The following is a 21882-nucleotide window of genomic DNA, read 5'->3' as shown; positions in this document are numbered from 1 at the left end:
TAATGCGCTCGTAGCTCATTTGGATAGAGCGCTACCCTCCGAAGGTAGAGGTATCAGGTTCAAATCCTGTCGAGCGCACTTTTCCTTTTTATAGAGAAAGTTTTTTAGATTGGTGGCTATAGCTCAGTTGGTAGAGTGCTGGATTGTGATTCCAGTGGTCATGGGTTCAAATCCCATTAGCCACCCCAAATAATATGATGTACAATAGATATTATTAAAACTGCTTATTATTATTTTAAAAACGGCGAATAGCGCAGCTTGGTAGCGCAACTGGTTTGGGACCAGTAGGTCAGAGGTTCAAATCCTCTTTCGCCGACCAAAAGACTATGTTGTAACATTTATTTTTTTAATTTTTTCAAGAAAATATTCATTATTAGCATAGTTTAAAACTATGATATCCTTCCATCCTAATTTTTTTGCTATCTGTAATAATCGTCTGCCTACAACAAAAACTTTACATTTAAATAACCATTGATTCTGATTAGTATTAGAAATAATATTTTTTATTTGATATAAAGCTTCACTACTCGTTATTAATAAAGTGTTTATTTTATAAAAACGCCATTTTTTTACTTCTATATTACTATCTAAAACTTTAAAAACTCTTTTATAACATTCAATTAAACAAATTTTAAAACCTTCTTTTTTTAATTTTTTTTCTATTAATTTTCGACCATTTTCTCCTTGTAATAAAACAATTTTATTATTTTTTATTTTATCTCTATATAATATCTTTAGTAAACCTTCACTGTTTTCTTTTTTTGGAGGAAAAGTAATTTTTTTTTAATATATTTTTTAAGAAAAAAAGCAGTACTTTTTCCAATAGCATAATATTTTACATGAAAAGGCCATTTTAAATTATTATTTTTTAAATATAAATTAGTATAAAAAATAGATTTTTTAGAAAAAATAACAATAATTTTTGATTCATATAATTCATTAATTTTTTTTGATAAACTTATTGGGCTAGTACTTGGATAAAAATCAAATAAAGAAAAATGCCAAGAAGGTATACCAATTTTATTTAAGTGCTTTGCTAATTCTTCTCCTGAAGGAGAAGGGCGCACAACTAATATTTTCATATATAATAAGATTGTTTAATATGAAGATTATTTAAAATATTTTTAGCTCCATTACTAAGTAATTCATCAGCAAGTGAGTATCCCATTTTTTCTCCTGTATTATAGCAACCTATTCTTTCTCCTTTTAATATTATTTTACCATTAGGCGAACCTACTAATCCTCTTAACCAAATCTTATTTTTTTTTAAAATAGCATAACTTCCAATTGGAATCTGACATCCCGATTCTAATTTTCTGCAAAAAGCTCTTTCTGCATTTATTTCAATGAAAGTATTTTTGTGATTAAGACGAGATAAAAAGAATAAAACTTTTTTATCATGTATTCTAGATTGAATGCCAATAGCACCTTGTCCACATGATGGTAGAGATAATTCTGCAGGTATAATTTGAGTGATTCTATTTTTTAAACTTAATCTATTCAATCCTTCAGTAGCAAGAATAATTGCATCATATTTACCTTGATCTAATTTAGCTATTCTAGTTTCTATATTACCTCTTAAAGGAGAAATAATTAAATCTGGACGATAAGTAATTAATTGACACTGTCTTCTTAAGCTAGATGTGCCAATTATAGCACCCTTAGGCAAGTGATTTATGGATTGATAATTATTAGATATTAATGAGTCTAAAGCATTTCCTCTTTTACATATACTAACTAAACATAATTCTTTTGTAATGTTTACCGGAAGATCTTTCATAGAATGAATTGCAATGTCTGCTTTATTTTCAAGTAAAGCACGTTCTAATTCTTTAATAAATAATCCCTTTCCGCCAATTTTTGAAAGAGATTTATTCAAGATATTATCTCCATGAGTAACAATAGGAATTAATTTGATATTTAAATCAGGATATAAAGATAGTATTTTTTTTTGAACATATTTAGTTTGCTCTAAGGCTAAAGGACTTCTTCTAGTAGCAATTCTTAATGTTTTATTGTGCATATCAGGATTCATATTAATATAGATACATTTTTTATAATTTTGTACAATAAAAATATTTTTTTTATTTAAAAAATATTATCATTTTTTTATATTCAACATATATTATTTTTTACAAAAAATGAAATCATTATTTGATTGAATAGAACATGCATTTTCAAATATTTCCCAAAAATTTTTATTACTACGATTACAGATCCATTCATTATTTTTATAATTAAAATGATGTCCATTTACCTTTGTAGCTAGCCAAATTTGTTTTAATGGTTCTTGTTTATTAATTATAATTAAACTTTTATTTTCAAAAGTAATAGTTATGACATAATCTTGAATTTCATAATCAAAATCAATTTGATCATGTAAATCTAAACTGTCTTCTATTTTTGAAAACAAATTATTTACTAATACATAAAAATTGTTATTCTCTTTTTTAGAACTTATTTTTTTTTTCATAAAATAATCCTTAATTTAATTTTAATTATAACAAATTATAAAAAATAAAAATAATCAAATTTATATAAATAAACGCCATCTTACTTTTTTAATAAAATTAAAATATCATATAACAGTATTAAAATATTATTTATGATAAATAAATAAAGATATTAAAAATATAAAAATAATTATTAGAGGAAAAAATGGATTTATACTATAAAAATAAAAAAAAAATAAACTTTTCTAAAATGCATGGATTAGGCAATGATTTTATGGTTATTAATTGTATTAAAGAAAATTTTATTTTATCATCATTTACAATAAAAAAATTATCTAATCGATATACTGGAATTGGTTTTGATCAATTATTACTTGTAGAAAAATCAAAAAGTTCTTTAGTTGATTTCAACTATAGAATTTTTAATGCTAATGGGAATGAAGTTGAACAATGTGGAAATGGCGCTCGATGTTTTGGTCTTTTTTTATTGTTAAACGGCTTAACTAATAAAAATAAAATCTCAGTTAGCACCAAAAAAAGACATTTAATTATCGAATTTCTACCTAAAAATATGATTAAAGTAAATATGAATGAACCTGATTTTAAATTTCATAATTTGTTTTTATCAAAAAATATTTTATATAAAAATTTCTCAATAAAACTTTTTAATGAAAATTTAATTTGTAGTTTAGTGTCTATTGGCAATCCTCATTGTATTATTAAAGTACAATGTATCAAACATGCACCTGTAAATATCATTGGTAAACGTATAGGAAAAAATTCAATATTTCCTAAAGGAATAAACGTAAGTTTTATGGAAATTATAAATAAAAAAAATATTAAATTAAGAGTGTACGAACGTGATGTAGGTGAAACACAAGCTTGTGGAAGTGCTGCTTGTGCTGCAGTTGCAATAGGCATAGCACAAAAATTACTTTCTAATGTTGTTGAAGTTGAACTATTAGGTGGGAAACTAATTATAATGTGGAAGGGTTTTGGAACCCCGCTTTATATGATAGGACCTGCTAAACATGTGTATGACGGTTATATATATATATAAAAACTATTTTTTACTTAAAAAAGAGGCTAGATATTTTGATTTCATTAAATAATAAAAAAAAATTATTAGAGAAACAATATATAAAAAAAAATACAAAAAAATTTAATCAAGTTATTTTAGCTCTTTTTTCCGGTGGTTTTGCTACTTTTTCTATTCTATATTGTGTGCAATCAATTTTACCAATATTTTCTAAACAATTTTATTTAACTCCTGCAGAAAGTAGTTTATCTCTTTCTGCTGCAACTGTAACAATGGCTTTAGGCATGCTTTTTACTGGACCGTTATCTGATATTATTGGTAGAAAATCAATTATGTCTGCTTGTTTATTTATAGCTGCAATATTAACTATAATATGTTCAATGATGACTAGCTGGACTAGTATTGTGCTATTACGATCATTAACTGGATTAGCCTTAAGCGGTGTTGTTGCTGTTGCTATGACATATATTAGTGAAGAAATACATCCTGATTCTTTGTCTTTTTGTATGGGATTATATATTAGTGGAAATACTATAGGTGGCTTTTCAGGAAGGTTTTTAAGTAGTATTTTAGCGGAAAAATTTTCTTGGAATGTTTCACTGATGATAATCGGTTTATTTGCTTTCATAGCATCTTGTTTTTTTTTGTATTTTTTACCTCCTTCTAAAAATTTTTTATCCATTTCTATTAATTTTTATAAATTTTTAAATCGTTTTTATTTGCAAATAAAAAACCCAGCATTATTTATTCTTTTCATTATAGGTTTTATACTGATGGGCAGTTTTGTTACTATTTTTAATTATATTGGTTATCGTTTGATGTTAGCACCATTTTTTCTTTGTCAATCAAGCATAGGATTAATATCTATTATTTATTTAACTGGAGTATACAGTTCTCCTAAAGCTGGCATCTTAATTAACAAGTATCATCGTAATAATATTCTTATCGCATCATTACTTTTAATGATAATAGGTGTTTTTATTACACAATATAATCAATTATTAATAGTAATTTTAGGTTTGATAATATTTTCTGGCGGTTTTTTTGCATCTCATTCTACTGCTAGTAGCTGGGTTGGTTCATATACCCATGTTGCTAAAATTCAAGCTACATCTTTATATCTATTTTTTTATTATCTAGGTTCTAGTGTATTTGGTACATTTGGTGGGTTTTTTTGGTTTCATATGAAATGGCCTGGAATTTCTATTTTTATAATAATAACATTATTTTTTGGTGTTTTTTTATCTTTTAAATTAAAGAAAAAAAATTTTTAAAAAAAATTTAATATTTTTTTATGTTATATAAAATATTTTATAAAATAAAAAATATATTTTACTTTCCTCAGACATAGTTTCTCACAGATAATAAACTTAGTTCAATTCATCAAAATGGCTTAAAGATTATGCTAGATTTATTTTCTTATTCTGATTTGAATCATAGTTTATTGGTTTTTTTAGCTTTATTCTTTGTTTTATTTTATGAAGCTATCAATGGCTTTCATGATACAGCAAATGCAGTATCAACTTTAATATATACTCGAGCAATGTCTGCAAATATTGCAGTTATAATGTCTGGTATATTTAATTTTTTAGGTGTTTTACTAGGAGGTTTAACTGTTGCTTATGCAATTGTTCATTTATTACCAAACGATTTATTATTAAATACTACCTCAAAAAACGCTCTTGCTATGGTTTTTTCAATGTTACTAGCAGCTATACTTTGGAATTTATCTACATGGTATTTTTGTTTACCTGCATCAAGTTCGCATTCTTTGATTGGTGCAATTATTGGAATAGGTTTAACAAATGCAATAGTTACAGGTTCATCTTTAGTAAATGCACTTAATATTCCTAAAATGACTAGTGTTTTTTTATCTCTTATTTTTTCTCCTATTATTGGATTGATAGTAGCTGGAAGTTTGATTTTTTTACTACGCTATTATTTAAATAATAATAAAAATTTTTATCGTATTCACATGACACCATTAGAACGTGAAAAAATAGATGGTAAAAAAACACCGCCATTTTTAATTAGAATAGCTTTAATTTTATCATCTATTGGAGTTAGTTATGCTCATGGTGCAAATGATGGACAAAAAGGTATTGGATTAATAATGCTTGTACTTATAGGTATTTTACCTGGTTCTTTTTTAGTAAATTTAAATGCTAATAAATATGAAATAAAATATACAAAAGACACATTAAATAATTTAGAAGAATATTATTTAGAAAAAACCATTCACAAATCAAATATTATAAAAAATAAAAATGTAATAAATAATTCAGTTGTAAATTATCAATTTTATGATGTTATAAAAAATATTCAAAATACTAAATTATTATTAGAAAACATATCTGACTATAATGTGTTAAATATTAAGAAAAGATTTCAATTACGGCATTTTTTACTATCTATTTCTGATTTCATTGATAAAACAGTCAATTCTTCTAATATTAATGCAAAAGATAAATATTTTTTAATAACAAGTAAAAAAATGATACTTAAAACAATCGAATATGCACCGATGTGGATTATATTAATTGTTGCTTTATCTTTATCAATAGGAACAATGATAGGTTGGAAACGTATAGTTATTACTATTGGTGAAAAAATAGGAAAAAAAAGAATGACATATGCACAAGCTATGTCAGCACAAATAACAGCTTCTTTTTCTATTGGAATAGCAAGTTATACAGGTATACCTGTTTCTACTACGCACATTCTTTCATCTTCTGTAGCAGGTACAATGTTAATTGATGGTGATGGAATTCAAATAAAAACCATAAAAAACATCGCTTTAGCATGGGTGTTAACTCTTCCTGTTTCAATTTTATTGTCTGGATTTTTATATTGGATTACATTATTTATAATATAAAAAATTGATTTTTAATATATTCATAATATTTATTAATTTAATAGGAGTACGTGCGAAATATATGTACTCCTGTTATATTTAAAAAGGTTGATATATATCAAAACGATGTTTTTTTGTAGTAATAGTAAAATTTACCTTGTCTTTAGATAAAGGCTTTGCATAATAAGGACGTTTTACAATAATTCTATTTTTTGCTAATTTTCTAGAAATATTTAACAATATTTCAGAATCATAATTATATCCTATTAATTTTCTAATAAGTTGCATTTTTTTTTTAGGTAAGGATTTTTTATTATGAGATGGATACATAGGATCTAAATAAATTATATCTGGTCTTGAAATAGGCATTTCTAACATATTAGAACTATCGTTTACTACCAAATGTAATCTTTTTTTTAGCCAATGACCTATTTTTTTATCTTGATATCCTCTTTGTAAACCATCTTTTAATAAAGCAGCAACTATTGGATGACGTTCTATCATAAGAACTTGACATCCTAAAAAAGAAAATATGAAGGAATCATTACCTAAACCTGCAGTTGCATCTAATATAGAAGGAAAATAAGAATTTTTTATCCCTGCAACTTTAAATAAAACTTCATTTTTTTTTCTAAAATGAAAACATCGATAATTATTTTTTTTTGAAGTAAAATCAACTTTTATAGATTTTTGATTAAAATTTTCACGGTTATACAACTCTAATGAGTCATGATTTATTATTAAACCCATAGAACAATTTTCATCATGTTTTAATTTAAGTGAATTAATTAAACTGTATATTCTTTTATTATAATGGTTGAGTTTTAAGTATATTTTCATGTTTTCTATCTTTTTTATTTTCTAAAATTAATAATTGACTTTTAAAGAAAAATAATTAGAATATAGATTAATAATTTTTTCATATATTTTAAATTTTAAGGAACACATTTAAAGTATATTAAAAATAATTCTTTAAAAAGGCAAAAACATTATGTCATCTAATTTTTTATTTAATATAGATATAGTAAACAAAAGATATTCAAATAAAATAGGTATTTATGAAGACACTATAAAAAAAACATTAAATAACAAAAAAAATATTGATAAATTTCAAAAAACTAATTTTGATGATAAAAATTCTGAAAAATTAAATAATCTTGAAAATAAAACACACTTAACAAATTTAGAAAATTCATATAAAAATTCCTTAATTTTATTGGATATAATGCAAAAAAAAATCGAAAAAACTATTCTTGAAAAATATGATATAGAAGAGAATTATGATATAGAAGAGAATTATGATATAGAAGAGAATAAAGAAAAAGACAATAACATAATTATTAAAAAAAGTGATGATGAAAAAAATCAAAATATACTCATAAAAAAAAATTCTTGAAGAATCTCCCGCAAATTTTTTCAAAAACAAAACAGAATCATCTAATAAAAAATTCCTAGATTTTGATATTTTAGAAATAGCGGAAAATGTTCTTGAAACAATAAAAAATACAGTCGTAAAAACTTATGAAACTGTTAAAACAGAAACTATAAATTTATTTAATGGTACAACATTTAAAAAAATGTTTTTTTTACCAGACGATAAAAATTTAAAATCAAATTCAAAATCAGAATCCGTTACTTCTTTATCTGAACGTATTGAACAGCTTCAAAGAATTATTGAATCTTCAAAAGTTTATATTAGAGCTATCATTGAAAAAATTAGATATCAAGGAAAAATAAAAATTGTTAACAAATTGAATGGTAATCCACTTCATCCTGAATATCAAAGTTCATTTCCTGATCTTTTGACTCCAACACCCAAACCTAAGAATGAAAATGATTTTTATCCTTTTAAAAGATTAGATGAAAATTTTGATTTAGAAGGAAGAAAAGATATATTAAAAACAGATCAAAGTTTTAAAACAAGAATGAATAAAAGCATTCAGGAAGCTTATTATAGTGATTTTATTAGTAATAATCAATGGATAGTTTCAGATCAATTAAACTCATTTCACAATATTCGATTTACAATTAAAAATTTTCAAAAAAACTATGAATCTTTAAAATTATCTAATAATTTAGATCGAAAATTTATGGCTGATTCCAATCCATTTTTTTTTATTATAAACAACGATTTTATTCCTATTAACAATCGACAAAAAATGCTAGAAAATTTTAAGAAAATAATACCAAACGTTGAATCTCAAAAATTAATTTCCACATATGCAAATCAAAAATTTTTATATCAATCTTATCTTCAGTTAATTTCTGAACATCCAGAGATTGATCAATATCAAGTGAAAAATTCAAGAAACATTTATAAAGTAGACTTTCTAAATGACGGTTCAATTAAACTAGTTGCTACTAATTTATCTGATTTAGATGCAAATAATGATAATAATTATGTTCAAAAATATAGATCTTTTGGAATACGTGCAACTATAATTTTTCCTCCAAATAATTCACCGATAATGAAATATTCGCATTTTGTAAAATAAATATTTTTAAACTTTTAATTTATTAGTAGGGTAGACTATATACCCTACTAATTAAAAAAAATACTTTCATTTTATAGAATTATTATTGAGTTTTCTTAATAATGCAGAATGGACTTCTTTAGGAAGATAAGGTTTTATATTACCTTTATATTTTGCAATTTCTTTAACGAAAGATGAAGATATAAAAGAAACTTCTTTAGAAGAAAGTAAAAAAATACTATCTAAATCTGGATAAATCTGTTTATTTATAGCAGCTAATTTTATTTCATAGTCAAAATCAAATATTGTTCTAACTCCTCTAATTAAAATATTAGCCTTTTCTTTTTTTGCTAAATTAGCAAGCAAATCATTAAATCCAAGTATTTTTTTTACATTTTTTAAATGAATTGTGACTATTCTAGTTAATTCTATTCGTTCTTTTAAATTAAAAATCGGTTTTTTTTCAACATTATTAGAAATTGCAATAGTTATACTATCAAATATTTTTGTTGCACGTGTTATAATATCTAAATGTCCATATGTAATTGGATCAAAAGTACCTGGATATATTGCAGTTTTATTCATATTTTTATTTTTTTTTATTTTTAAACAACTTTTCTTGACCTTAATAAATTTTTAAAGAAAATTAAGATGAAAAAAATAGTCTGGAAACCTAGTGCTTCTATTAAAAGTTTAATCAAAAGATCGAAAATTATTTCTGATATTCGTTTATTTTTTTACCAAAAAAATATTCTTGAAGTAGAAACACCAATTTTATCACGTTCAACAGTTACTGATATACATTTATCATCATTTGAAACTAATTATTTTTCATTAAATAATGTTAATGATAAATTAAAACTATGGTTGACAACTAGTCCAGAATATCATATGAAACGTTTATTAGCATCAGAAAGTGGACCTATATATCAGATTTGTCATAGTTTTCGAAATGAAGAATCAGGTCGATATCATAATCCGGAATTTACTATATTAGAATGGTATCAACCGTTTTATTCTATGCAGAAATTTATTGAAGAAATAGATAAATTCCTTCAACAGATATTAAATTACAATCAATCAGATAAAATTTCTTATCAAAATCTATTTATAGATTTTTTTAAAATAGATCCATTATCTACAAATTTATTAGAGTTACATCAAATATCTAAAAAATTGAAATTAGATTATTTAACTCGTTTTGAAAACGATTTAAATAAATTTATACAATTATTATTTACATTAAAAATAGAACCTAATATAGGAAAAGACAGACCTATTTTTGTTTATCATTTTCCTGCAAAACAAGCATCTCTTGCGGCTATTAATTCACAAGATTCTCGTATATCAGATAGATTTGAGATTTTTTTTAAAGGAATAGAATTAGGAAATGGTTTTTATGAACTTACAGATGCTAATGAACAAAAAAAACGTTTTATCAAAGATAATAAAGAACGTTTTTCTATGAACCTTCCAACACAAAAAATAGATGATTGTTTTTTAGATGCTTTATATCATGGTTTACCTCCTTGTTCAGGAGTTGCAATAGGTTTAGATCGATTAATTATGTTGGTTTTAAATAAAAAAAACATTCAAGAAGTTATCTCTTTTCCACTAGATCGTTGTTAAGATTATAAAAAATATTTTACCAGTAATTTTCTACTGTAATGTTGCCTTTTTTTCGACGTAAATGTTTTTCCATATTTCTATTATTTTTTAAGAATAAAAAGGTATCTTTTACCATTAAAGGGTTTCCGCACAACATAACATGTGAAGTTTCAGGGTTGATTGAAAGACCGATATGTTTTTCTAGTATTTTATTTTTTAATAAAAAAGGTATTCTGCCTGTTAAAGAATTTGGATTTTTTTCCCTACTAGTAATAGTCTGAATCTTTAATTTTCCATTATATTTTTTACATAGTTCTTTCATAAGAGGCAAGTAAGTTAATTCATTTTGATACCGAACTGCATGTATCAAGACAATACGATTAAATCTGTCAATATTTTTAGCTTCTTTTAAAATTGAACAATAGGGACCTATGCCCGTGCCAGTAGCAAACATCCATAATATTTCACAATCTGGTACTTCATCTATAATAAAGAAACCACACGCTTTTTTTTTAATAAAGACTTGATCACCGCTTTCAAGATTATATAATAGATTGCTTAGTTTTCCATTTATTACACGAACAATATAAATTTCTAAATTTTTTTCACTAGGAGCATTAACATATGAATATGCTCTTTGAATTTTATTTTGATTTAAAGAATCACTATCAGGTAAAGCTAATTTAGTAAATTGTCCTGCATAAAAAGGTTCTACAGAAGCATTTAACACAAGACTGAATAAATTTTTAGTCCATCTTTTTACTGTTAAAATATCTGCATTAATCCATGGATTCATTATTTATTCTCAATAATTTATAATTAAATCGCTGTACTTATAAAAATAAGTACAGTGATTTTTATCTTTTTTATAGTTTTATTTTTTATCAATTTTTTTAGTATCTTCAGGAAGATTAATTGAAATTTTTTTAGGTTTTTCTTCTTCTGGAATATTACATTCAAAGTCTAATTTTAATAAACCTAAAGACAATTCTGCTTTTTTTACTTTGATTTTATGATCTAAATTAAAATTTAAAGAAAAATTATTAAATATTATACCTTTATGTAACCATTTACTACATTCCTGGTTATTATGATTTTTGTTATCTTCTTTTTTACCTTGAATAGATAATTGATTGTTGTGTACAGAGATATCTAATTCTTCTTCTTTATATCCAGGAATACTTAGTGTCAATTGATATTGAATGTCATTTATTTGACATAAATTATATGTTGGCGTATCAGATATTGGTTTCTCTCCTGTTAAAGTGCTAAACATTTTATCGATTTGATTAAATCTGTTTGAAAAAATATTATGATCATTGAAATTTGGAATAAATGAAAGAGAACGATAAGACATAGCAAACTCCTCTTAAATATTTTCTGATTAAAAAATCAATAAATGTTTTATTTTATAGTAAGGTTTTATTTTTTTTTTTCAATAGTAATTGTTAAATTAATTTAAATTTATTTTTAATAATGTAAAAAATATTTATTTATTTTATAAAAAAAAATAATTAATACATATTTTAACAATATATATTTTAAACAAAAACTATAAAATAAAACGGCTAAGATCTTCATTAGATATTAATTGATCTAAATTTTCGCCTACGTAATTTGAATTGATTTCAATTGTATTACCTTTATTATCGCTAGCATTAAAAGATATATCTTCCATTAATTTTTCTAATACAGTATGTAATCGACGAGCTCCAATATTTTCCATAGATTCATTCACCTTCCAAGCAGCTTCTGCAATATTACGTATTCCTTCTTTTGTAAAATTGATACAGACACCTTCTGTTTCCATAAGTGCTTTGTATTGTGCAGTAATAGATGCTTTAGGTTCAGTTAAAATTTTTTCAAAATCATCAATAGTAAGTGCTTGTAATTCAACTTTAATTGGCAGACGACCTTGGAGTTCAGGAATTAAATCAGAAGGTGTAGATGTTTGAAATGCTCCAGATGCAATAAATAAAATATGATCTGTCTTAACCATCCCATGTTTAGTAGATACAGTACATCCTTCAACTAATGGAAGTAAATCTCTTTGCACACCTTCTCGAGAAATATCTGGTCCGGAGGAATCACCTCGTTTACATATTTTATCAATTTCATCAATAAAAACTATTCCATGTTGTTCAACTGCATTAATAGCTTCTTTTTTAATTTCTTCTTGATTAATTAGTTTAGCTGCTTCTTCTTCTGTTAAAAGTACAATGGCATCTTTAATTTTAAGACGTCTGCTGTTTTTTTTGTGTCCTCCTAAATTTTGGAATAAAGATTGCAATTGACTAGTTAACTCTTCCATTCCTGGAGGCGCCATTATTTCAACACCCATAGTAGTTGCTAATACATTGATTTCTATTTCTTTATCATCTAAAACACCTTCTCGTAATTTTTTTCGAAATATTTGAATTGTTTTTGAAAGACTTTCATTTTTTTCGTTTTCTGTCCAATTTTTTTTAGGTCTAGGAACGAGGACATCTAAAATTTTCTCTTCTACTATTTCTTCTACTCGAATTTTGTTTTTTTCGATGTTTTTAATTCTAATCATTTTTATTGCAGCATCAGTTAAATCGCGAATAATTGAATCTACTTCTTTTCCAACATATCCTACTTCGGTAAATTTAGTTGCTTCTACTTTAATAAAAGGAGAATTTGCTAATTTAGCTAAACGTCTTGCAATTTCTGTTTTTCCTACTCCTGTAGGCCCAATCATTAAAATATTTTTAGGTGTTATTTCATGACGTAATTCACTATTCAACTGCATACGGCGCCAACGATTTCTTAATGCAATAGACACAGCTCTTTTTGCTTTTTCTTGACCAATAATAAATTTATCAAGTTCAGAAACAATTTGAGGAGGAGTCATTTCAGACATAGAGATAATCCTTATTTTTCTGAAAACAGTTCTTTTATAGTAAAAGTGTGATTTGTATATATACAAATATTAGCAGCAATATTTAATGATTTTTTTACAATTTGATTCGCGTCTAAATCAGTATTATCTATTAATGCTCTAGCAGAAGATTGAGCATAAGAACCACCAGATCCTATAGCTATTAAATCATCTTCAGGTTGTATTACATCTCCATTTCCTGTAATTATTAATGAAGTTTCTTTATCAGCAACTGCTAATAAAGCTTCAAGTTTTCGTAACATTCTATCTGATCGCCAATCTTTTGCTAATTCAATAGCAGAACGTTGTAATTGACCTTGGTACATAGCTAGTTTTTTTTCAAACATTTCAAATAGTGTAAATGCATCTGCAGTTCCCCCTGCAAAACCAGCAATTACTTTTTCATGATATAACGATCTAATTTTTTTTACATTGCTTTTCATGATTGTATTGCCTAAAGTTGCTTGTCCATCACCTCCAATTACTACTTTATTTTTTAATCTTACGCTTAATATTGTGGTCACAAGAAAAACCTCTTCAAAATAATATTTTTATTTCTTATACTTGTTTATTAATATAAAAATATTTTATATATAAGATGTAATTAGCTACTTTTTTTAAATAGCATATGATTTTCAGTTATATTATTTTTTTAAAATATTCTTCTAAAATACTTTTTGAAATAATTTTATTTAATTATGTAAAACTAAATTTTATTTAATTATGTAAAACTATAATAGTTCAATTTAATTAATTTTTAAAAGATATGTATTTTACAAATTTTCTAGTTTGTGAATATATTCCCATTTTTCTTTTGGTTTAGGTGGTAATATATTATTATTTTCAATATTTTTTATGATATTTTTACTTTTGGTTTCGGAAAATTTTTTTAAATTTACATTTAAACAAATAAAAAAAATGAATATAGATATTAGAGTTAAATAAATATATGAATTTAATTTTTTGTTTTTATTTTTTTTTTTATTAAAATACACAGAATTGATTTTTCTTTTATTATCATACATATATTTTTTTAATGTTATCTTTTATAAATAAAAATTGATAATTTTTTAGTATTAATATATTAATACTCGTATAATAAATATAGATATTCAAAATTAATTCAGGAATGTTTTAGATGAAAAAAAAAATCCATCCTTGTTATTCTAAAATAACAGCTACCTGTTCTTGTGGAAACATAATTGAAGTTTATTCTACTATTAATCATAATCTAAATTTAGATATATGTGCAAAATGTCATCCATTCTATACGGGAAAACAAAGAGTTATTGATACTGGAGGCCGTGTTGAAAGATTTAAAAAGCGTTTTAAATTTATTAAGAAAGAATTAAATTAAAATTATTTTTTCTTTTTATAATTAATATTTTTAAAATTTAAGCATCTGAAAATTGCATATTTAGATGCTTAACGATAACAAAATTACTATTTTAAAATATATTTATTTTCTTAAAAATTAGATGAATGATTGAAATAATTCTTAAGACCTAAATAAATAGAATTAGCAATTTTATTTTGGTGATCAGCAGTTCTCAATTTTTTTTCTTCTAAAAAATTTGTAATAAAACCAGTTTCTATTAATATTGAAGGTGTGTTAATAGAACTTAATATGCTTAAACTAGCATAATTTGGATATGTTTTATTTAACTTTGTATTTTTTTTAAGTTGTTCTAATATTTTTTTAGATATATCTAATTCTATTTTTTGAAAATTATTAAATTGCAAATCTAGAATAGTTTTTTTTAAAAAAAAATCATATTTATTTTCGTTAAATATATTTTCAATTTTTTTAGAAAAAAGTATTGCCGGTGTTTTTTTTAAATAATTATCGATTTCACGATTCATTCTAGTTTTTGATAGCATCCAAACGGATGCTCCTGATACATATTGTTTTTTAGAAGAGTCAGCGTGAATAGATATTAATAAATTTACGTGATTGTTTTTGAGAAACTGTTTTCTTTTTGTTAATGAAAGATAAGAATCATTATTACGAGTTAGGATTGCGTAGAACATGCTATCGTGATTTAGTAAATTTTTAAGTCGAAGTGCTATTTCAATGTTTACTTTTTTTTCTTGTAATCCTTGAATTCCAATTGCTCCAGGATCGTATCCACCGTGTCCTGCATCTATTACTATAGTAACTGTTTTTAAAGCATTTAAATTATTTTTTTTATAATTTTTGTAGAATTTATTTATAGCGTAATAATTAATTTTTTTAAAATTTTTATTTTTCTTGTTTTTTACTAAATACATTTTGTTAAAAAAAAATTTTTTGTTTTTTTGGACTATCTTTTATAGATAAAACATTTGTTTTATTGCTGGCTTCGATTTGGAATGTGAGTAAAAAAATAAAAAATATCATCCATTTATAAGAAAAAAACATAAATTTCCTTAAATTGTTATTTTTATATATAATTATTGTTTTTTTATTGAATTGAAAAACAATATTTTGAATTTTAGAATAAATATTTTTTATCGTATTAACAATTTTTATCATGTTAATAATACAGTTGTACTGAAATTATAGAGTAATCATGCAGTTATTACAAATAATCTTATTGGAGCGGGAAACGAGACTTGAACTCGTGACCCCAACCTTGGCAAGGTTGTGCTCTACCAACTGAGCTATTCCCGCAATAATATAAATATATAAAGATTAAATAGTTTTAAATATGTATTTTATATATATAAAATATATTTTTCAAGCTTTCTTTTGTAAAAAATTGTTTTTTTTTATTTAAATTTAAAAAAATTTTTTTTATAAAAATCTAACTCTCTTACCGATTCGCGAATATCCTCTAATGCTCTATGATTGTTTTTTTTTTTAAATGTATTGAATGTCGATGGATTCCAACGGTAAGCTAATTCTTTAATAGTGCTAACATCTATATATCTATAATGAAAATAATTCTCTAATTTTGGCATATATTGAAATAAAAATCTCCGATCTTGCGCAATACTATTGCCACAAATTGGGGATGATTGAATGGGCACCCATTTTTTTAAAAATAGTATAGTTTCAAATTCTGCTTTTTTTTCATCATATAAACTCTTTTTAACACGTTTTATTAGTCCATTTTTTTTATGAATTATTTTATTCCAATTATCCATTAGTAAAATTTGTTTTTTTTCTTGATGTATAGGAATTACTGGACCTTCGGAAATTATATTCAAGTTAATGTCTGTAATTAATGTGGCAATTTCAATAATACGATGTATTTTAGGGTTCAATCCAGTCATTTCTAAATCTATCCAAATTAGATTTTTTTTATTAATGTTCATTTTTTATGATTATCAAATTAAATTTTTTATATTGACTATTAAATTCAATTTTTAAAAGAGAAGGACAGAATGGTTTAATTATTGATTTATGATTTTTTATTATATTTTTTTTATTTAATTTTTGTATTATATATGTTAATTATATATAAAAATTTTTAATTGGAAATATATTCTTTAGAATAATTTAAAATTTTTTATAAAAAAATTGAAATAATTTTAGGTTTTTAGGATCTTCGGCATAAAAATCTTTTATACTTTTTAAGAGGGATAAATTCTTTAATGAAAAATATGAATTTTAATCATACCAAATCTTATCAAGATTTAAAAAACCATTTTAAAAAAATAAAAAATATTCATTTAAAAGATCTTTTCTCATCTGATTTAAATCGATTTAAAAAGTTTTCCATTTTATTTCAAAATGAAATGTTAATTGACTTTTCAAAAAATCGTATTAATGATGACACTTTAATGTATCTATTAAACTTAGCTAAAGAAACTGATGTGAAATCTGGAATATATTCAATGTTTTCCGGTTCTAAAATAAATCAAACAGAAGATCGTTCTGTGTTACATATAGCATTACGGAATAGAAGTAATCATCCTATTATAGTAAATAATTGTAATATTATGTTGGAAATTAATAATTTACTAGAAAAAATGAAAAATTTTTCAAAAATTGTTATTAATGGACAATGGAAAGGTTACACAGGAAAGTCTATTTCTGATGTTGTAAATATTGGTATCGGAGGTTCTGATTTAGGACCTTATATGGTTAGCGAAGCATTGCGTCCATATAAAAATCATTTAAATATGCATTATGTTTCAAATATCGATGGTACTCATTTAAATGAAGTGTTAAAGAAAATAAATCCTGAAACCACTATTTTTTTAGTTGCATCTAAAACATTTACAACAGATGAAACTATAACTAATGCATATAGTGCAAAAAAATGGTTTTTAGATTATTTAAAAGATAAAAATGATTTAGATAAGCACTTTTTTGCTTTATCAGCTAATATAAAAAATGCTTTAAATTTTGGTATTCACATTGATAATATTTTTAAATTTTGGGACTGGGTAGGAGGGCGTTTTTCATTATGGTCTTCAGCAGGATTATCTATAATATTATCCATTGGATTTCATAATTTTGAGAAATTTTTAGATGGTGCTCATGCTATGGATAATCATTTTTATAATGCCGATTACAATGAAAATATTCCAATAATATTGGCCTTGATTAGTATTTGGTATACTAATTTCTTTAAGTCTGAAACAGAAGCGATATTTCCATATGATCAATATATGCATCGTTTTTCTGCGTATTTTCAACAAGCTAATATGGAATCTAATGGTAAATCAATTAATAGAAATGGAGAAAAGGTACAGTATCAAACTGGTCCTATTATTTGGGGTGAACCTGGTACTAATGGTCAACATGCGTTTTATCAACTGATACATCAAGGTACTAAATTGATTCCTTGCGATTTTATTGCTCCAATTTTTTCACATAATGATTTAGGTGATCATCATATAAAATTAATATCTAATTTTTTTGCTCAGACACAAGCACTAGCTTTTGGTAGATCTAGAGATAACATTTTACATGAATTGATATCATCTAAAAAAAATAAGGATGATATAGAAAAAATTTTACCTTTTAAAATATGTAATGGAAATCAACCTACTAATTCAATTTTAATCCGGAAAATTACTCCTTACAATTTAGGAGCATTGATTTCTTTATATGAACATAAAATCTTTGTTCAAGGTTATATATTAAATATTTTTAGTTTTGATCAATGGGGTGTTGAAATAGGAAAAAAATTGTCTCAAAATATTTATAATTATTTAAAGAATAATATTAAAAATGGATATTACGATTCTTCAACTGAAGGTCTTATTGATTTTTATCAATCTTTTCTGATGTAAAAATGTTATTATTAAAAAAAATATATAAATTACAAAGTAGAGATTAAAAATTTTTTTAAGTATTGTATATATATCAGTTAAATATTTATTTTTAGATAATTAAATTAGCAATTTAATTATTGACGCTTTAATTTTAAATGATTTTAAAAATATTAGTTTTTGTAAGAATATGAGTGATTATTATGTTGATATTAATTAAATTAAAAATACAGAATTTTGGTCGATTTTTAAGTAATATGATAATGCCTAATATAAGTATTTTTATCGCATGGGGAATGATGAATGCTTTATTTATGCCGTTAGGATGGCAACCTAATAAAACTTTAGAACAATTAATATCACCAATTATTTTTTATCTTGTACCTATTCTAATTGGATATACCGGAGGTAGTTTAGTTGCCAAATCTAGAGGAGGTTTAGTTGGAAGTATAACTACTATAGGAGTTATTACTAGTACTAATATACCAATGTTATTAGGTGGAATGATTGCAGGACCTTTAGGTGGCTGGACTATAAAATATTTTGATAAAAAGATAGAAAATAAAGTAAAAAATGGTTTTGAAATGTTAGTAAATAATTTTTCTCTTGCCATATTTGGAATGTTGTTGGCAATAATTTCGTTTTTTACAATCGGTCCATTTATTGAGTGGATTTCTCTTTTTTTAGGTGAATTAATAAAAATTATTGTATCGTATAATTTATTACCTCTTACTTCTATAATTATAGAACCAGCTAAAATATTTTTTTTAAACAATGTTATTAATCATGGTGTTTTTTCTCCTTTAGGAATTCAAGACGCATTAGATAAAAATAGTTCTATATTTTTTTTAATTGAGTCTAATCCAGGTCCAGGACTGGGTGTGTTAATAGCATGGTTTTTTTTTGGAAAAGGGGAGTTATCTAAATCTTCTGGAGGAGCAGCAGTCATTGAGTTTTTAGGAGGTGTTCATGAGATTTACTTTCCTTACATTCTAATTAAACCAAAATTAATTATTTCTCTTATTTTGGGTGGTATGAGTGGTATTTTCATGCTTGTATCATTACATGGAGGTTTAATTTCAGCAGCATCACCAGGTTCTATTTTATCTATTTTAGCTATGACACCTAAAGGCCTTTATTTTGCTAATATCATTTCTATTTTTTGTTCTTTTATAATTTCATTTATAAGTGCTTCTGTGTTTTTAAAATATCATTTTTATACAACCCAAAAAGATGATCAAAATGTTGAAAATACATGTGAAGATAATTTAAATTCAAGAATATTAAAAGATAGTCATAAAACTTTTAGGTTTAGTGATGTTAATACAATTATCGTTGCCTGTGATGCGGGAATGGGATCCAGTGCAATGGGTGCAAGTATTCTTCGCAAAAAAATAAAAAATGCTAATTTAAATCATATTTCTGTTTTAAATATGGCAATTAATGTATTACCTACTAAAAATACAGATTTAATCATTACACATCAAAATTTAACCCAACGGGCTAAAAAATACGCTCCATATGCTCAGCATATATCTTTAAAAAACTTTCTTAATAATAGTTTTTATGATAATTTAGTGAAAAAATTAATAGAAAGCATGATCAGTTCAGATGATAATTATATTAATTCTATAAATACACATAATAAACAAAAATCACATAATTTATTTCAGTTAAGTGAAAGAAATATTATTCTTAATCAACATGCAAATAATAAAGAAGAAGCAATTAATATTGTTGGGAAAAATCTAGTCAAACAAGGTTATGTTAAGCCCGATTATATTAATTCAATGTTGGCAAGAGAAAAAATCGCTTCTACTTGGCTAGGGGAATCAATAGCATTACCGCATGGAACTATTGAATCAAAAGATTCTGTATTAAAAACTGGGATAATTTTTTGTCAATTTCCACAAGGTGTTCATTTTGGAGAAGATGTAGACGATATCGCTTATCTTGTAATTGGAATTGCAGCTAAAAATAATGAACATATTATGGTAGTAAGTAATATCACTAATGCATTAGATGATAAAGATACGATTAAAAGATTATCTAATACTACCAGTGTAAAAGAAGCATTATCACTTTTAACTATTGAAAAAATTTAATGTACTATTAATTTTAAATATATAATTTCATTGGACTTGCGTATGAAAGCACTACATTTTGGAGCTGGAAATATTGGTCGTGGTTTTATTGGAAAAACACTATCAGAATCTGGTTTTAATGTTATTTTTTCTGATGTTAATCAAGATATAGTTGACGCTATTAATTACAAAAAAGAATATTCTGTTAAAATAATAGGAGCAAATCAAGATAAAATTTTTAATGTTACAGAAATAAGTGCTATAAATTCTAACAATCCAGATATTATCAAAATAATTGCTTCAGTTGATTTAATTACAACTGCGGTTGGTCCGAGTGCATTAGATAAAATCGCTTTGATTATTACTTGTGGAATAATATTAAAGATTAAAAATAAATCTGAAAAAGCACTTAATATCATTGCTTGTGAAAATAAAATTAAAGCTAGCTCTTTTTTAAAAAAAGCAGTTCTTAAAAAATTACCTATAAAATATCACGATTATTTAAATAAATATATTGGTTTTGTAGATTGTAGTATTGATACAATTATACCCTTAGTTAACAAGAAAGATTGTTTGTTTTTGATTGTTGAAGATTTTAAAGAGTGGATTGTTAATATTACTCAATTTAAAGGCATATTACCCAAAATAGTTGATATGAAGCTGAGTAATAATTTAGATGCTTTTATAGAAAGAAAATTATTTACATTAAACACCGGACATGCTATAGCAGCTTATTTAGGTTTGATGAAAAAATATAAAACTATGCAGGAAGCTATCGTAGATAAAAAAATACGTGTTATTGTAAGATGTGCCATGGAAGAAAGTGGATCAGTATTAATAAAAAATTATAATTTTAAAAAAAATGATCATTTAGCTTATATTGATAAAATTTTTTTACGTTTTGAAAATCCTTTTTTGTCAGACAGACTTGAACGTATAGCAAGGAATCCACTACAGAAACTAAGAAAAGAAGAACGTTTAATAAAACCTCTTTTAGGCACTATTAAATATCAATTACCTTGCTCTAATTTAATTAAAGGTATTGCGGCAGCATTTCATTATAATAACCCAAATGATCTAGAATCAACACAGATTGCGTCTTTAATAAAAAAACAAGGTTTAAAGAATACTTTAATTGAGATTTGTAATTTACATGAAAATAGTGATGCATTGCATTTTATTATTTCAGAATATAATACAATTATGAAGACAATTAAATAGATTGTAATAAATTACAAGAAGATTTTATTTTTTTTAATT

22 protein-coding genes and 4 tRNA genes are annotated in these 21882 nt (G+C 24.3%); 13 read left to right on the top strand and 13 right to left on the bottom strand.

The window, feature by feature from the left end:
* The first annotated feature begins 4 nt into the window (after positions 1–4).
* From D9V71_RS03040 to D9V71_RS03030, 3 genes are all read left to right on the top strand, one after another.
* A tRNA-Arg gene (locus D9V71_RS03040) sits at positions 5–78 on the top strand.
* 34 nt (positions 79–112) lie between these two features.
* Positions 113–188, top strand: a tRNA-His gene (locus D9V71_RS03035).
* 54 nt (positions 189–242) lie between these two features.
* Positions 243–319 (top strand) — tRNA-Pro (locus D9V71_RS03030).
* A 5-nt stretch (positions 320–324) separates the two neighbouring features.
* Here D9V71_RS03030 and D9V71_RS03190 read toward each other — a convergent pair.
* The 4 genes from D9V71_RS03190 to cyaY form a co-directional block, all read right to left on the bottom strand.
* On the bottom strand, positions 325–714 hold the full coding sequence (locus D9V71_RS03190) for a uroporphyrinogen-III synthase (RefSeq protein WP_280094075.1): 390 nt from the start codon (positions 712–714) through the stop codon (positions 325–327).
* A gap of 20 nt (positions 715–734) precedes the next feature.
* Positions 735–1082, bottom strand: a complete 348-nt coding sequence (locus D9V71_RS03185; RefSeq protein ID WP_158340891.1) for a uroporphyrinogen-III synthase — start codon at positions 1080–1082, stop codon at positions 735–737.
* Positions 1079–2023, bottom strand: a complete 945-nt coding sequence (hemC, locus tag D9V71_RS03015) for a hydroxymethylbilane synthase (RefSeq protein ID WP_158340889.1) — start codon at positions 2021–2023, stop codon at positions 1079–1081. The genes D9V71_RS03185 and hemC overlap by 4 nt, the downstream gene beginning before the upstream one ends.
* A gap of 102 nt (positions 2024–2125) precedes the next feature.
* Entirely contained in the window at positions 2126–2473 is a 348-nt protein-coding gene (cyaY, locus tag D9V71_RS03010) for an iron donor protein CyaY (RefSeq protein WP_158340887.1), read from the bottom strand.
* 185 nt (positions 2474–2658) lie between these two features.
* Between cyaY and dapF the strand changes: the two genes are divergently transcribed.
* The 3 genes from dapF (at position 2659) to D9V71_RS02995 (ending at position 6367) form a co-directional block, all read left to right on the top strand.
* On the top strand, positions 2659–3513 hold the full coding sequence (gene dapF / locus D9V71_RS03005) for a diaminopimelate epimerase (protein WP_158340886.1): 855 nt from the start codon (positions 2659–2661) through the stop codon (positions 3511–3513).
* Positions 3514–3548: 35 nt separating this feature from the next.
* Positions 3549–4766: an MFS transporter gene (locus D9V71_RS03000; RefSeq protein WP_158340885.1), complete on the top strand. Its 1218-nt coding sequence runs from the start codon at positions 3549–3551 to the stop codon at positions 4764–4766.
* A gap of 128 nt (positions 4767–4894) precedes the next feature.
* Positions 4895–6367 (top strand): inorganic phosphate transporter, encoded by a 1473-nt coding sequence (locus D9V71_RS02995; RefSeq protein ID WP_158340884.1) that lies wholly within the window; start codon positions 4895–4897, stop codon positions 6365–6367.
* A 78-nt stretch (positions 6368–6445) separates the two neighbouring features.
* Here the strand turns inward: D9V71_RS02995 and D9V71_RS02990 are convergent, their stop codons facing one another.
* Positions 6446–7186, bottom strand: a complete 741-nt coding sequence (locus D9V71_RS02990) for a class I SAM-dependent methyltransferase (RefSeq protein WP_158340883.1) — start codon at positions 7184–7186, stop codon at positions 6446–6448.
* Between the two features lie 151 nt (positions 7187–7337).
* On the opposite strand from D9V71_RS02990, the gene D9V71_RS03205 reads away from it, so the two are divergent.
* Together D9V71_RS03205 and D9V71_RS03110 are read left to right on the top strand one after the other, a co-directional pair.
* Positions 7338–7742: a hypothetical protein gene (locus D9V71_RS03205; protein WP_158340882.1), complete on the top strand. Its 405-nt coding sequence runs from the start codon at positions 7338–7340 to the stop codon at positions 7740–7742.
* Entirely contained in the window at positions 7735–8841 is a 1107-nt protein-coding gene (locus tag D9V71_RS03110; protein ID WP_167553847.1) for a hypothetical protein, read from the top strand. The genes D9V71_RS03205 and D9V71_RS03110 overlap by 8 nt, the downstream gene beginning before the upstream one ends.
* 66 nt (positions 8842–8907) lie before the next feature.
* Here the strand turns inward: D9V71_RS03110 and coaD are convergent, their stop codons facing one another.
* On the bottom strand, positions 8908–9405 hold the full coding sequence (coaD, locus tag D9V71_RS02975) for a pantetheine-phosphate adenylyltransferase (protein ID WP_158340881.1): 498 nt from the start codon (positions 9403–9405) through the stop codon (positions 8908–8910).
* Between the two features lie 66 nt (positions 9406–9471).
* Here coaD and epmA point away from each other — a divergent pair, with 66 nt between their 5' ends.
* Entirely contained in the window at positions 9472–10449 is a 978-nt protein-coding gene (gene epmA, locus D9V71_RS02970; protein WP_158340880.1) for an elongation factor P--(R)-beta-lysine ligase, read from the top strand.
* 16 nt (positions 10450–10465) lie between these two features.
* Here epmA and D9V71_RS02965 read toward each other — a convergent pair whose 3' ends face one another.
* From D9V71_RS02965 to hslV, 4 genes are all read right to left on the bottom strand, one after another.
* On the bottom strand, positions 10466–11224 hold the full coding sequence (locus D9V71_RS02965) for an FAD-binding oxidoreductase (protein ID WP_158340879.1): 759 nt from the start codon (positions 11222–11224) through the stop codon (positions 10466–10468).
* Between the two features lie 78 nt (positions 11225–11302).
* The gene (locus D9V71_RS02960) at positions 11303–11785 is read right to left on the bottom strand and encodes an Hsp20 family protein (protein WP_158340878.1); all 483 of its coding nucleotides are present in this window, start codon (positions 11783–11785) and stop codon (positions 11303–11305) included.
* Between the two features lie 195 nt (positions 11786–11980).
* A complete protein-coding gene (hslU, locus tag D9V71_RS02955) occupies positions 11981–13312 on the bottom strand; it encodes an HslU--HslV peptidase ATPase subunit (RefSeq protein ID WP_158340877.1) in 1332 nt (443 codons plus the stop codon).
* Between the two features lie 11 nt (positions 13313–13323).
* Positions 13324–13854 carry an ATP-dependent protease subunit HslV gene (gene hslV / locus D9V71_RS02950; protein ID WP_158340876.1) on the bottom strand — a complete coding sequence of 177 codons (531 nt, stop codon included), beginning with the start codon at positions 13852–13854 and terminating at the stop codon, positions 13324–13326.
* Positions 13855–14468: 614 nt separating this feature from the next.
* On the opposite strand from hslV, the gene rpmE reads away from it, so the two are divergent.
* The gene (gene rpmE, locus D9V71_RS02940; RefSeq protein WP_158340874.1) at positions 14469–14687 is read left to right on the top strand and encodes a 50S ribosomal protein L31; all 219 of its coding nucleotides are present in this window, start codon (positions 14469–14471) and stop codon (positions 14685–14687) included.
* Positions 14688–14797: 110 nt separating this feature from the next.
* On the opposite strand, the gene D9V71_RS02935 is transcribed toward rpmE, so the two are convergent.
* The 3 genes from D9V71_RS02935 to orn all read right to left on the bottom strand — a co-directional run bounded on the left by D9V71_RS02935 (position 14798) and on the right by orn (position 16630).
* Positions 14798–15601, bottom strand: a complete 804-nt coding sequence (locus D9V71_RS02935; protein WP_158340873.1) for an N-acetylmuramoyl-L-alanine amidase — start codon at positions 15599–15601, stop codon at positions 14798–14800.
* 306 nt (positions 15602–15907) lie between these two features.
* Positions 15908–15983 (bottom strand) — tRNA-Gly (locus tag D9V71_RS02930).
* Between the two features lie 98 nt (positions 15984–16081).
* Positions 16082–16630 (bottom strand): oligoribonuclease, encoded by a 549-nt coding sequence (gene orn / locus D9V71_RS02925; RefSeq protein ID WP_158340872.1) that lies wholly within the window; start codon positions 16628–16630, stop codon positions 16082–16084.
* Positions 16631–16909: 279 nt separating this feature from the next.
* On the opposite strand from orn, the gene pgi reads away from it, so the two are divergent.
* The 3 genes from pgi to D9V71_RS02910 all read left to right on the top strand — a co-directional run bounded on the left by pgi (position 16910) and on the right by D9V71_RS02910 (position 21843).
* A complete protein-coding gene (pgi, locus tag D9V71_RS02920) occupies positions 16910–18559 on the top strand; it encodes a glucose-6-phosphate isomerase (RefSeq protein WP_158340871.1) in 1650 nt (549 codons plus the stop codon).
* A 182-nt stretch (positions 18560–18741) separates the two neighbouring features.
* Positions 18742–20643, top strand: a complete 1902-nt coding sequence (locus D9V71_RS02915) for a PTS mannitol transporter subunit IICBA (RefSeq protein ID WP_158340870.1) — start codon at positions 18742–18744, stop codon at positions 20641–20643.
* Positions 20644–20685: 42 nt separating this feature from the next.
* Positions 20686–21843 (top strand): mannitol-1-phosphate 5-dehydrogenase, encoded by a 1158-nt coding sequence (locus D9V71_RS02910; protein ID WP_158340869.1) that lies wholly within the window; start codon positions 20686–20688, stop codon positions 21841–21843.
* The last annotated feature ends 39 nt before the right edge of the window (positions 21844–21882 follow it).

Origin of the sequence: Buchnera aphidicola (Macrosiphum euphorbiae) (assembly GCF_005237295.1) — a bacterium.
GTDB classification, from domain to species: domain Bacteria; phylum Pseudomonadota; class Gammaproteobacteria; order Enterobacterales; family Enterobacteriaceae; genus Buchnera; species Buchnera aphidicola_AP.
Note: the sequence above shows the minus strand (reverse complement) of the source record. Positions and strands in the feature narration are given on the sequence as shown.

Excerpts from the sequence above, each read along its gene's own strand:
- epmA (WP_158340880.1), top strand. The coding sequence starts at position 9,472 with ATGAAAAAAATAGTCTGGAAACCTAGTGCTTCTATTAAAAGTTTAATC.
- dapF (WP_158340886.1), top strand. The coding sequence starts at position 2,659 with ATGGATTTATACTATAAAAATAAAAAAAAAATAAACTTTTCTAAAATG.
- coaD (WP_158340881.1), bottom strand. The coding sequence starts at position 9,405 with ATGAATAAAACTGCAATATATCCAGGTACTTTTGATCCAATTACATAT.
- rpmE (WP_158340874.1), top strand. The coding sequence starts at position 14,469 with ATGAAAAAAAAAATCCATCCTTGTTATTCTAAAATAACAGCTACCTGT.
- D9V71_RS02990 (WP_158340883.1), bottom strand. The coding sequence starts at position 7,186 with ATGAAAATATACTTAAAACTCAACCATTATAATAAAAGAATATACAGT.
- pgi (WP_158340871.1), top strand. The coding sequence starts at position 16,910 with ATGAAAAATATGAATTTTAATCATACCAAATCTTATCAAGATTTAAAA.
- D9V71_RS02915 (WP_158340870.1), top strand. The coding sequence starts at position 18,742 with ATGTTGATATTAATTAAATTAAAAATACAGAATTTTGGTCGATTTTTA.
- hslU (WP_158340877.1), bottom strand. The coding sequence starts at position 13,312 with ATGTCTGAAATGACTCCTCCTCAAATTGTTTCTGAACTTGATAAATTT.
- hemC (WP_158340889.1), bottom strand. The coding sequence starts at position 2,023 with ATGCACAATAAAACATTAAGAATTGCTACTAGAAGAAGTCCTTTAGCC.
- D9V71_RS02965 (WP_158340879.1), bottom strand. The coding sequence starts at position 11,224 with ATGAATCCATGGATTAATGCAGATATTTTAACAGTAAAAAGATGGACT.
- D9V71_RS03185 (WP_158340891.1), bottom strand. The coding sequence starts at position 1,082 with ATGAAAATATTAGTTGTGCGCCCTTCTCCTTCAGGAGAAGAATTAGCA.
- orn (WP_158340872.1), bottom strand. The coding sequence starts at position 16,630 with ATGAACATTAATAAAAAAAATCTAATTTGGATAGATTTAGAAATGACT.
- cyaY (WP_158340887.1), bottom strand. The coding sequence starts at position 2,473 with ATGAAAAAAAAAATAAGTTCTAAAAAAGAGAATAACAATTTTTATGTA.
- D9V71_RS02935 (WP_158340873.1), bottom strand. The coding sequence starts at position 15,601 with ATGTATTTAGTAAAAAACAAGAAAAATAAAAATTTTAAAAAAATTAAT.
- D9V71_RS02910 (WP_158340869.1), top strand. The coding sequence starts at position 20,686 with ATGAAAGCACTACATTTTGGAGCTGGAAATATTGGTCGTGGTTTTATT.
- D9V71_RS03205 (WP_158340882.1), top strand. The coding sequence starts at position 7,338 with ATGTCATCTAATTTTTTATTTAATATAGATATAGTAAACAAAAGATAT.
- D9V71_RS02995 (WP_158340884.1), top strand. The coding sequence starts at position 4,895 with ATGCTAGATTTATTTTCTTATTCTGATTTGAATCATAGTTTATTGGTT.
- D9V71_RS02960 (WP_158340878.1), bottom strand. The coding sequence starts at position 11,785 with ATGTCTTATCGTTCTCTTTCATTTATTCCAAATTTCAATGATCATAAT.